Annotated in this window: 6 protein-coding genes; 3 read left to right on the forward strand and 3 right to left on the reverse strand. The window is 70.6% G+C overall.

Annotation, left to right across the window (positions count from 1 at the left end):
* The first annotated feature begins 371 nt into the window (after positions 1–371).
* Positions 372–2,642 (forward strand): M4 family metallopeptidase, encoded by a 2,271-nt coding sequence (locus ACGFZK_RS11170; protein WP_393848600.1) that lies wholly within the window; start codon positions 372–374, stop codon positions 2,640–2,642.
* Positions 2,643–2,744: 102 nt separating this feature from the next.
* On the opposite strand, the gene ACGFZK_RS11175 is transcribed toward ACGFZK_RS11170, so the two are convergent.
* The 3 genes from ACGFZK_RS11175 to ACGFZK_RS11185 all read right to left on the reverse strand — a co-directional run bounded on the left by ACGFZK_RS11175 (position 2,745) and on the right by ACGFZK_RS11185 (position 6,975).
* Complete coding sequence (locus ACGFZK_RS11175; RefSeq protein WP_393848601.1) at positions 2,745–3,392, reverse strand: hypothetical protein; 648 nt, start codon at positions 3,390–3,392, stop codon at positions 2,745–2,747.
* Positions 3,393–3,558: 166 nt separating this feature from the next.
* Positions 3,559–6,195, reverse strand: coding sequence for an alpha-glucan family phosphorylase (gene glgP, locus ACGFZK_RS11180; protein ID WP_393848602.1), 2,637 nt, complete (start codon positions 6,193–6,195; stop codon positions 3,559–3,561).
* A 498-nt stretch (positions 6,196–6,693) separates the two neighbouring features.
* Entirely contained in the window at positions 6,694–6,975 is a 282-nt protein-coding gene (locus tag ACGFZK_RS11185) for a hypothetical protein (RefSeq protein ID WP_393848603.1), read from the reverse strand.
* A gap of 514 nt (positions 6,976–7,489) precedes the next feature.
* Here ACGFZK_RS11185 and ACGFZK_RS11190 point away from each other — a divergent pair.
* Together ACGFZK_RS11190 and treS are read left to right on the forward strand one after the other, a co-directional pair.
* Positions 7,490–9,484: a maltotransferase domain-containing protein gene (locus ACGFZK_RS11190; RefSeq protein WP_393848604.1), complete on the forward strand. Its 1,995-nt coding sequence runs from the start codon at positions 7,490–7,492 to the stop codon at positions 9,482–9,484.
* Positions 9,481–11,199 carry a maltose alpha-D-glucosyltransferase gene (gene treS, locus ACGFZK_RS11195; RefSeq protein ID WP_393848605.1) on the forward strand — a complete coding sequence of 573 codons (1,719 nt, stop codon included), beginning with the start codon at positions 9,481–9,483 and terminating at the stop codon, positions 11,197–11,199. Before ACGFZK_RS11190 ends, treS begins: the two co-directional genes overlap by 4 nt.
* Positions 11,200–11,354 lie beyond the last annotated feature (155 nt).

Consider the following 11,354-nt stretch of genomic DNA (forward strand, 5'->3'; position numbering starts at 1 on the left):
GCACGTGGTTTATGACCGTGACAGGTGTCCGTGGCTTCCCCTGGCTACGAACATCTGCCGCACCGGGAAACAGTACGACAAACACCCGTACGGTAAATGCCGTTTGGGTCAACGCAGTCTCTTGTTGCGCAAGTGTTAGCAACCGGTACCAGGCGTTCCACATGCCGGACGGCGCAGGACGCACACGAAGGTGAATGGTCCGGATACCGGATACGTATCTTCGGACAACGAACCGTTTCCGGCCAACCTTTTGACGCGCCCCTGACATCTGGGGCTGCGAGTGGCAATCTTCGACCGTTCATCGCACCAGCCCTGTTCTGCCCGGAGGCCCACCCAGCCATCCGGAACCCCCCTTGCAGAAGGAGTCTGCGTTGAGGTCCACCCCCCAGAGGCGTGCCACCGCAGCCGGCGCGCTCGTTGCCGCGGCAGCCCTGCTCGCCGTAGGTATACAGACCGGCACCGCGACCGCCGACGCCACCGCGTCGCAGGCACCCAAGGCCGCCCAGTCCAACCCGGGCGCGGCCAACCGCGCACTCAGCGCCTCGGAGCGTGCGACGCTCCTGGCCGCTGCCAACTCGACCACCGTGCAGGCCGCCAAGGCGCTCGGCCTCGGCAGTGGCGAGAAGCTCGTCGTCCGCGACGTGGTCCAGGACGCGGACGGCACCACGCACACCACCTACGAGCGCACCTACGACGGGCTCCCCGTCCTCGGTGGTGACCTCACCGTCCACGCCAAGGACGGCGTCACCAAGAGCGTGACCAAGGCGACCAACCACGAGATCAAGGTCGCGGACACCAGCGCCACGGTCACCCCGGCCGCCGCCGAGAGCCAGGCCGTCTCCGCCGCCAACGCCGAGGGCTCCAAGGAGGCCAAGGCTTCCAAGGGCGCCCGCAAGGTGATCTGGGCGGCCGACGGCGCGCCGGTCCTCGCGTTCGAGACCGTCGTCGGCGGCCTCCAGCACGACGGCACGCCCAACGAGCTCCACGTGGTGACCAACGCCAAGACCGGCGCCAAGATCACCGAGTGGCAGGCCATCGAGACCGGCACGGGCAACACGATGTACAGCGGCCAGGTGACCCTCGGGACCACCCAGTCGGGCAGCACCTGGAACCTGACCGACGCCGCGCGCGGCAGCCACAAGACGTACAACCTCAACCACGGCACCGGCTCCGGCACCGGCACGCTCTTCTCCGGCCCGGACGACATCTGGGGCAACGGCCTGCCGTCCAACCTGGAGACGGCCGGCGGTGACGCCCACTACGGCGCCGCGGTCACCTGGGACTACTACAAGAACGTGCACGGCCGCAACGGCCTGCGCAACGACGGCGTGGCCCCGTACAGCCGGGTCCACTACGGCAACAACTACGTCAACGCGTTCTGGAGCGACTCCTGCTTCTGCATGACGTACGGCGACGGCGAGGGCAACAACAAGCCGCTCACCTCCACCGACGTGGCCGCGCACGAGATGACGCACGGCCTAACCTCGGTCACCGGCAACATGACCTACAGCGGTGAGCCCGGCGGTCTGAACGAGGCGACCTCGGACATCATGGCCGCGGCCGTCGAGTTCTACGCCAACAACCCGCAGGACGTCGGCGACTACCTGGTCGGCGAGAAGATCGACATCAACGGCGACGGCACCCCGCTGCGCTACATGGACAAGCCGAGCAAGGACGGCGCCTCCAAGGACAGCTGGTACTCGGGCCTCGGCGGCATCGACGTCCACTACTCCTCGGGCCCGGCCAACCACTGGTACTACCTGGCCTCCGAGGGCTCGGGCGCCAAGGTCATCAACGGCGTGAGCTACAACTCGCCGACCGCGGACGGCCTGCCCGTCACCGCGATCGGCCGTGACGCCGCCTCGAAGATCTGGTTCCGTGCGCTGACGGTGGGCTACTTCAAGTCGAACACCAACTACGCCGAAGCCCGCGTCCAGACGCTGAAGGCCGCCGCCGACCTCTACGGCCAGGGCTCGGCCATCTACAACAACGTCGCCAACGCGTGGGCCGGCATCGCCGTCGGCACCCGCATCTCCAACGGCGTCACGGTCAGCCCGATCGCCAACCAGAACACGGCCACGGGCGGTGCCGTCAGCCTGCAGGTCCAGGCCACCAGCACGAACCCGGGTGCCCTGAGCTACGCGGCGACCGGCCTGCCGGCCGGGCTGTCGATCAACTCCTCCAACGGCCTGATCTCGGGCACGGCCACCACCGCGGGCACGTCCAACGTGACCGTCACGGTGACCGACTCGCAGAACCAGACCGGCACCGCGGCGTTCACCTGGACGGTCGGCACCTCGCAGCCGAACGTCTTCGAGAACACCACGGACTACCAGATCAAGGACAACGCAACCGTCGAGTCCCCGATCAGCGTGACGCGCACGGGCAACGCCCCGAGCGCCCTCAAGGTGGACGTGAACATCGTCCACACCTACGTCGGTGACCTGCGGGTCGACCTGGTCGCCCCCGACGGCACCGTCTACAACCTGCGCAACCGCACCGGCGGCAGCGCGGACAACATCGTCCAGTCCTTCACCGTGAACGCCTCCTCCGAGGTCGCCAACGGAACCTGGAAGCTGCGGGTCGCGGACCAGGCGAGCCTCGACACCGGCTACATCAACAGCTGGAAGCTCACCTTCTGACCCCACGGGGGCAGGGTGAACGAGAGCTGAGCAGATAGACACGGGGCCGCCCGGGAGGAATCCTCCCCGGGCGGCCCTGTCCCATGGGCCCCCGCCGCCGGGTCAGCCGATGGCGCGGAAGACGGCGGTGAGGAAGTCCTCTTCCTCCTCTTCCTCTTCTGCCGGGCTCTGGCTCTGGTCGGGCCGGCCGGTCTGGCCGGTCTGGTCGTCGCGCGACTGGTCGTCCCGGCCCGGCCAGGTGCCGTTGCCGCCCTGGTCCCCGTCCGTCTCGTCGTCACGGCCCTGGTCGTCCCGGCCCGGCCAGGTGCCGTCGCCACCGTCGCCGCCGTTGCCGCCGTTGCCGCCGTTGCCGCCGTTGCCGCCGTTGTCGCCCCGGCCGGCGTCGGCCTCGTCGGCCGGCTTGAAGTAGACCGAGACGACCTCCACCCGCTTCGCCTTCTCCCCCGGCTTCAGCACCTTCTCCGCCTCGCCGTTGCAGCTGCGGTTGTCGAAGAGGACCGCCAGCGACTCCGTCTCGTTGCGCACCTCGATGGCCGGCTCGTCGCGGGAGGTGCGCGTCAGCAGGTAACAGGTGTCGTTGTCGGCGGGCCGGATCTGCCCGTTCCGTTCGGAACCGGCCTCGTCGAGGTACCGGTAGTGCAGCGTGCCGAGGGCGCGCTCGCCGTGGTCGTCGGCCAGCGACGGGCCGGCGGTGGGCAGGGCGAGCGCGAGAGCGCCGACGATCACGGCGGCGGTCGAGCGAAGACGCATGGGGGAGTCCGTTCCTCGGGTTCCGCGGATGCAGGTCCGGTGGCATCCTCGGGCAGCGTAGGAGCGCGACCCCCCGCCGGAACGTTTCAGCCGACCCGGCGCGGGCGTGGTTCACCCATGAGGCCGGGCGGCGCGCACCCGCGGCGCGCCGCCCGGCCCCGCGCGCTCAGCGCAGGATGACCCCGCCCCCCGCGTCCGTCGCCACCGGGGCCGCGACCAGCCCCAATTCGGCCGGGGTCGCCAGCAGCGGGTGCGCGGGCAGGATCCGGACCGTATAGCCGAAGGGCCCCGTACGGTCGAGGGCGAGCGGGCCCTCGTACACCCAGCGCCCGTCCAGGTCGGGCCCCGCGGCCGGCTTGAGCGGGAAGCTCCGCCCGTCCCGGATCACGTCCTGCGGGTCCACCCGGCCGGCGAAGGCCTGCACCTCCACGTCCTCGGGGGCGAGCGCGTCCAGCGCCACCTGCACGCGCAGGGTCAGGGTGGCGCCCAGCTCGGCGGTGCCGTTGACCGGAGCCGCTGCCAGCGTCTCCACGTGCTCGACGGAGATCCGCGGCCAGGCCGCCCGGACCCGCCCCTTCCACCAGGCGAGGTCGCGCGCCGCCTCGGCGTCCAGGGCCCGGTGGGCGAGCGCGGCCGGCGTGTACAGCCGCTCCACGTACTCCCTGACCATGCGCCCGGCGAGCACCTTCGGCCCCAGCGAGACGAGCGTGCGCCGGACCATCTCGATCCACCGCACCGGGAGCCCGGTGCGCCCGGCCCGGTCGTAGAAGCGGGGTGCGACCCGGCTCTCGATCAGCTCGTAGAGGGCGCTGGCCTCCAGGTGGTCGCGGCGGTCCTCGTCCGCGCCGAGCCCGTCGGCGGTCGGGATGGCCCAGCCGAAGTCCGGCTCGAACCACTCGTCCCACCAGCCGTCGAGCACGGACAGGTTGAGGCAGCCGTTCAGCGCGGCCTTCATCCCGCTCGTCCCGCACGCCTCCAGGGGCCGCAGCGGATTGTTCAGCCAGACGTCGCAGCCCGGGTAGAGCTTCTGTGCCATGGCCATGCCGTAGTCGGGCAGGAAGACGATCCGGTGCCGTACCCGCGGGTCGTCCGCGAAGCGCACCAGTTCCTGCACGAGCCGCTTCCCGCCGTCGTCGGCCGGATGCGCCTTGCCGGCCACGACGATCTGCACCGGCCGCTCCGGGTCCAGCAGCAGCCGGCGCAGCCGCTCCGGGTCGCGCAGCATCAGCGTCAGCCTCTTGTACGAGGGCACGCGCCGGGCGAAACCGATGGTCAGCACGTCGGGGTCGAGTACGGAGTCCACCCAGCCCAGTTCGGCCGCGGCGGCCCCGCGCTGGCGCCACGAGGCCCGCAGCCGGTCCCGTACCTCCTGCACCAGCTGCTCGCGCAGCACCCGCCGCAGGTCCCACACGTCCTGGTCGGGGATGTCGGCGACCGCGTCCCAGCGGGGGGAGCCGCCCACCGACAGGGCGTCCTCGGCGCGGCCCGCGCCGATCTGGCGGGCGCCGAGCCGGATCACCTCGGGGGCCACCCACGTCGGGGCGTGGACCCCGTTGGTGACGGAGGTGATGGGCACGTCGGCCGGGTCGAAGCCGGGCCACAGCCCGGCGAACATCTCCCGGCTGACCGCCCCGTGCAGGGTGGACACCCCGTTGGCCCGCTGGGCCAGGCGCAGGCCCATCACGGCCATGTTGAACACGCCGGGGTCACCGCCGGGGTAGGTTTCGGCGCCCAGTTCCAGGATCCGCTCGACGGGTACGCCGGACAGTTCCCCGCTCTCCCCGAAGTGCCGGGCGACCAGGGCCCGCTCGAAGCGGTCGATCCCGGCCGGGACGGGGGTGTGCGTGGTGAACACGGTTCCGGCGCGCACCGCCTCGACGGCGGCGTCGAAGCCGAGGCCCTGCTCGCGCTCCAGTTCCCTTATGCGCTCGAGGCCGAGGAAGCCTGCGTGGCCCTCGTTGGTGTGGAAGACCTCGGGGTCGGGATGCCCGGTGATCCGGCAGTACGTGCGCACCGCGCGCACGCCGCCGATGCCCAGCAGCATCTCCTGGAGCAGCCGGTGGTCGCTGCCGCCGCCGTAGAGCCGGTCGGTCACCTCGCGGGCGGGGGCGTCGTTGTCCTCGACGTCGGAGTCGAGGAGCAGCAGGGGCACGCGGCCGACGCGGGCCTGCCAGATGTGGGCGTGCAGGGTGCGTCCGCCGGGCAGGGTCAGCGAGACGCGGGCGGGGGTGCCGTCGTCCTGGCGGAGCAGGGCGAGCGGGAGTTCGTTGGGGTCGAGGACGGGATAGTGCTCCTGCTGCCAGCCGTCGCGGGAGAGCGACTGGCGGAAGTAGCCGTGCCGGTAGAGCAGGCCCACTCCGATGAGCGGGACGCCGAGGTCGCTGGCGGCCTTCAGGTGGTCCCCGGCGAGGATGCCGAGGCCGCCGGAGTACTGCGGCAGGGCGGCGGTGATCCCGAATTCCGGCGAGAAATAGGCGATGGCGGCGGGCAGTTCCGCGCCGTTCTCCTGGCTCTGGTACCACCTCCCGCCGTTCACGTAGTCATCGAGGTCGGCTGCGGCGACGGCGAGCCGGCGCAGGAACCGGCGGTCCGCGGCCAGTTCCGCGAGCCGGGCCGCGGAGACGGCGCCGAGCAGCCGGACGGGATCGCCGCCGGCGGCCTGCCAGCCCTCGGGGTCGACGGATTGGAAGAGTTCACGGGTCTCGGAGTGCCACGACCAGCGCAGATTGCGCGCGAGGCCGGTGAGCGGCAGCAGGGATTCCGGGAGGACGGGGCGCACGGTGAATCGACGGATAGCCTTCACGTGTTCCACCTTCGCAGGGGATTACGGATCGGAGCGGCCGCACCACGCTGTGCACCCGCGCATCACCCCGGGAAGGCTAGCGACGCCCGCGGGTTCCGGCCATGGCGCCTGCGCCCGGCCCGGGCCGTGCCGCCGCACGAAGGGCGGGGCCGGCAACGGCTCTCAGGGCGCGTCCGGGTGTGCGCGGGCGCCGCCGGACAGGCGCCGTTCGCTCGGGCTGTTCCGTACGCCTCGCGGAAGGCGCGGCTGAAGACGGGGGCGCCGGCGAAGCCCCAGCGGGCGGCGACGCGTGGATGGGGCGGGTGAGCAGTTCGGGCCGGACGAGGTCGGCGTGGCAGCGTCCCAGCCGGCGCCGGCGGATGGCGGTCGCGACGCTGTCCTGCTCGTCCCGGACCATCAGGTGCAGCCGGCGCACCGAGATCCGGTGGCGGGCGGCGATGGCCCGCGGGGTCAGGCCCGGGTCGCCGAGATCGTGGTCGATGATGTGGATCCGCTCCATCAGCGCACGGGTTGCGACTCGGCGGGAAGGTCGCCGTGGGTGTCGCAGCGCTCGGCCGGGCATGCGGTGATCAGGTCGCGCGCGACCCGTCCCACCCGGTCCAGATTTTCGGGGGCGCATTCGGGTCCGTGCGCTCCCATGGTCCGCAGGAACTGGCCGAGGATCGCCCCCCTGCCCGTCCCGGCGGGGATCCGCTGGACGAGCAGCAGCTCCGCTTCGCCGGTCGGGAGCGGCAGCGCACTCCCGGACGGCCGGACGGCGACCGGCGCCTTCGACCGCATCGCTCAAGAGCCCCGTTTCGCTGGTCACTCCCGCCTCTCGGCATGACGGCCATTGTCTCCCGGCGCGGCCCCGCCGGCCCTTCCGCCGGGAGCCCCGGGGCCCGTGGGACACGTGGTGCGCGACCCCGGTCGCGACCCGGCCCGGCGCCGCGGCCGGACCCGCGTCGCACGGTCCCGGCCGACCTGACGCAGCCCGGCCGAATGTCGACCCGACGCCCCGTCATGCCCGTGCCACTACGTACGAGTAGTTAACCGGACACCCGGATTGGGCGGGATGAGAGTGGGAAGGGCTCCCCGGGTACACGTCGTAGTAGAACGTCGTACACGCACGGCGCACCCGCCCACAAACCCTCTCCCCGCCACCCGAGTGAACGCGGACAGGAGCGGCCATGCCCGCAGCCCAGCCGTCCACGGAGCGGCTAGAAACAGAGCGAACAGAGCGTGCACTACCAGCCGCGATTCCGGCTGGCCTGTTGTCACCGAGCCCTGCGAACTGCCCCCAGGTGATCCCATCATGATCGGTCGCATTCCCGTGCTGGACGTCCGCCCCGCCGTCGACTGCGGCGCCAGACCCGCAAAGGCGGTCGTTGACGAGGTCTTCGAGATCTCCGCCACCGTGTTCCGCGAAGGACACGACGCCGTCGCCGCCCACCTCGTCCTGCGTGATCCGCGCGGGCGGCTGCGGGCCCCCGTGCCGCTGCGCGAGCTCGCCCCCGGTACCGACCGGTGGGGAGCCAGGATCTCCGCCGAGGTCGAGGGGAGGTGGACGTACACCGTCGAGGCCTGGAGCGATCCGGTCGCCACCTGGCGGGCCCATGCCGCGATCAAGATCCCCGCCGGGATCGACACCGGGCTGATGCTGCTGGAGGGCGCGGAGCTCTACGAGCGCGCCGGGGCCCGGATCCCCAAGCGGGACGGGCGCGAGGCCGTGCTGTCCGCCGCCGAAATCATGCGGGACGAGGACCGGCCCGCCGCCGAGCGGTACGAGGCCGCCCTCGATCCCGCCGTGGACGCGGCGTTCGCCCGGCGCCCGTACCGGGAGCTGGTCACGGCCTCCAAGCCGCTGCCGCTCCTGGTGGAGCGCAAGCGGGCCCTTTTCGGCTCCTGGTACGAGATGTTCCCGCGCTCCGAGGGAGCGGTGCTGGAGCCCGGCGAGGCTCCGGTCAGCGGGACCTTCCGGACCGCCGCCGAGCGGCTGCCCGCGATCGCCGCGATGGGTTTCGACGTGGTCTACCTGCCGCCCGTCCACCCGATCGGGTCCACCTACCGCAAGGGACCGAACAACACCCTTTCCGCCGGTAGTTGGGACCCGGGCGTGCCGTGGGCCATCGGATCCACGGAGGGCGGGCACGACGCGGTCCACCCGGAGCTCGGCACCATCGAGGACTTCGACGCCTTCGTCGGGCGCGCCCGCGAGCTGGGCATGGAGATCGCACTGGACTTCGCCCTGCAGTGCTCCCCCGACCACCCGTGGGTGGAGAAGCACCCGGAGTGGTTCCGCCACCGCGCCGACGGGACGATCGCGTACGCCGAGAACCCGCCGAAGAAGTACCAGGACATCTACCCGATCCACTTCGACACGGACATGGCCGGCATCGTCGAGGAGACGTGCCGGATCCTGCGGCACTGGATGGACCACGGCGTCCGCATCTTCCGGGTCGACAATCCGCACACCAAGCCGGTCGTCTTCTGGCAGAAGGTGATCGCGGACATCAACAAGTCCGACCCGGACGTGATCTTCCTGGCGGAGGCCTTCACCCGGCCCGCGATGATGCGGGCGCTGGCCGCCGTCGGCTTCCAGCAGTCGTACACGTACTTCACCTGGCGCAACACCAAGGCCGAGCTGACGGAGTACCTGACCGAGCTGGCCGCCACCCCGTCCGCCTCGGTCATGCGGCCGAACTTCTTCGTCAATACGCCGGACATCCTGCACGAGTACCTGCAGCACGGCGGCCGCCCCGCCTTCGAGGTCCGGGCCGTCCTCGCCGCCACCCTCTCGCCCGCCTGGGGGGTCTACGCCGGCTACGAGCTGTGCGAGAACACCCCGGTGCGCGAGGGCAGCGAGGAGTACCTGAACTCCGAGAAGTACGAGCTCCGGCCGCGCGACTGGGCCGAAGCCGACCGCACCGGCGCCACCATCGCCCCGCTGATCACCTCGCTGAACCGGCTGCGCCGCCGCAACCCGGCGCTCCAGCAGCTGCGCGACATCCACTTCCACTCGACCGACAACGAACAGGTGATCGCCTATTCGAAGCACGCCGGAGCCAATTCCGTACTGGTGGTCGTCAACCTCGATCCGCACCACACCCAGGAGGCGACGGTGTCGTTGGACATGCCGGTACTCGGCCTCGACTGGCACGGGTCCCTCGCGGTGCGCGACGAGCTCACCGGCGAGACCTATCACTGGGGCAGGGCGAACTACGTGCGCCTAGAGCCGGGCCGCACGCCCGCGCACGTACTGGCCGCTCTGCGACCGTCCCCGCCCACCGGAGGGTCACCCACCACATGATGATCAACGATCCCGTCCACGACACCTTCGAGGACACCCCCGCCAAGGACCGCGATCCCGACTGGTTCAAGCGGGCGGTCTTCTACGAGGTCCTCGTCCGCTCCTTCCACGACAGCAACGGCGACGGCGTCGGGGACCTCAAGGGGCTCACCAGCAAACTGGACTACCTCCAGTGGCTCGGTGTCGACTGCCTCTGGCTGCCGCCGTTCTTCGCCTCACCCCTGCGCGACGGGGGTTACGACGTCGCCGACTACACCTCCGTGCTGCCCGAGTTCGGCGACCTCGCCGACTTCGTGGAGTTCGTGGACGCCGCGCACACCCGCGGCATGCGGGTGATCATCGACTTCGTCATGAACCACACCAGCGATCAGCACGAGTGGTTCCAGCAGTCGCGCAAGGACCCGGAGGGACCGTACGGCGACTACTACATGTGGGCCGACAACGACAAGCAATACCAGGACGCCCGCATCATCTTCGTCGACACCGAGACCTCGAACTGGACGTACGACCCCCTACGCAAGCAGTACTACTGGCACCGCTTCTTCTCGCACCAGCCGGACCTGAACTACGAGAACCCGGCCGTGGTGGAGGAGATCGTCTCCGCCCTGCGCTTCTGGCTCGACCTCGGCATCGACGGGTTCCGCCTCGACGCCGTGCCCTACCTGTACGCCGAGGAGGGCACCAACTGCGAGAACCTGCCCCGCACCCACCAGCTCCTCAAGCGGGTCCGGGCCGAGATCGACGTGCACTACCCGGACACCGTGCTGCTCGCCGAGGCCAACCAGTGGCCCGAGGACGTCGTCGACTACTTCGGGGACTACGCGAAGGGCGGGGACGAATGCCACATGGCCTTCCACTTCCCCGTCATGCCGCGCATCTTCATGGCCGTACGAAGAGAGTCCCGCTACCCGGTCTCCGAAATCCTGGCCAAGACCCCGGCGATCCCGGACCGCTGCCAGTGGGGCATCTTCCTGCGCAACCACGACGAGCTCACCCTCGAGATGGTCACGGACGAAGAGCGCGACTACATGTACTCCGAGTACGCCAAGGACCCGCGGATGCGGGCCAACATCGGCATCCGTCGCCGGCTCGCCCCGCTGCTGGACAACGACCGCAACCAGATCGAGCTGTTCACCGCCCTGCTGCTGTCCCTGCCCGGATCGCCGATCCTCTACTACGGCGACGAGATCGGCATGGGCGACAACATCTGGCTCGGCGACCGCGACGGTGTGCGCACGCCCATGCAATGGACCCCGGACCGCAACGCCGGTTTCTCCTCCTGCGATCCGGGCAGGCTGAACCTGCCGGTCATCATGGACCCGGTCTACGGGTACCAGGTCACCAATGTCGAGGCGGCCATGGCGTCGCCCTCGTCACTGCTGCACTGGACCCGGCGGCTGATCGAGATCCGCAAGGCGAACCCGGCCTTCGGACTCGGCTCGTACACCGAACTGCCGTCGTCGAACCCGGCGGTGCTCGCGTTCCTGCGCGAGTACGGGGACGACCTGGTGCTGTGCGTGCACAACTTCTCGCGCTTCGCGCAGCCCACGGAGCTGGATCTGCGGTCGTTCAACGGGCGGGTCCCGGTGGAGCTCACGGGTGATGTGCGCTTCCCGCCGATCGGCGAGTGGCCGTACCTGCTGACCCTGGCGGGCCACGGCTTCTACTGGTTCCGGCTGCGGACCGAACAGCGCGTCGACAAACGCGCCGAGTAGCGGGCCGAGGACGGGGCGGGCAGCTCGAATGGGTCAATCGCCCGCCCCTGTACGGACCATCCTGACCCGACACTCGCACATGCCGGAGAAGCAACTGCCGCGCATCCGGGACACTCTGCGCATTCTGTGACGGCCCGGGGAAAGGACGCGACGCC

Source organism: Streptomyces sp. NPDC048257, from assembly GCF_043201855.1.
In the GTDB taxonomy this organism is placed as follows: domain Bacteria; phylum Actinomycetota; class Actinomycetes; order Streptomycetales; family Streptomycetaceae; genus Streptomyces.

Excerpts from the sequence above, each read along its gene's own strand:
- ACGFZK_RS11175 (WP_393848601.1), bottom strand. The coding sequence starts at position 3,392 with ATGCGTCTTCGCTCGACCGCCGCCGTGATCGTCGGCGCTCTCGCGCTC.
- ACGFZK_RS11190 (WP_393848604.1), top strand. The coding sequence starts at position 7,490 with ATGATCGGTCGCATTCCCGTGCTGGACGTCCGCCCCGCCGTCGACTGC.
- treS (WP_393848605.1), top strand. The coding sequence starts at position 9,481 with ATGATGATCAACGATCCCGTCCACGACACCTTCGAGGACACCCCCGCC.
- ACGFZK_RS11185 (WP_393848603.1), bottom strand. The coding sequence starts at position 6,975 with ATGCGGTCGAAGGCGCCGGTCGCCGTCCGGCCGTCCGGGAGTGCGCTG.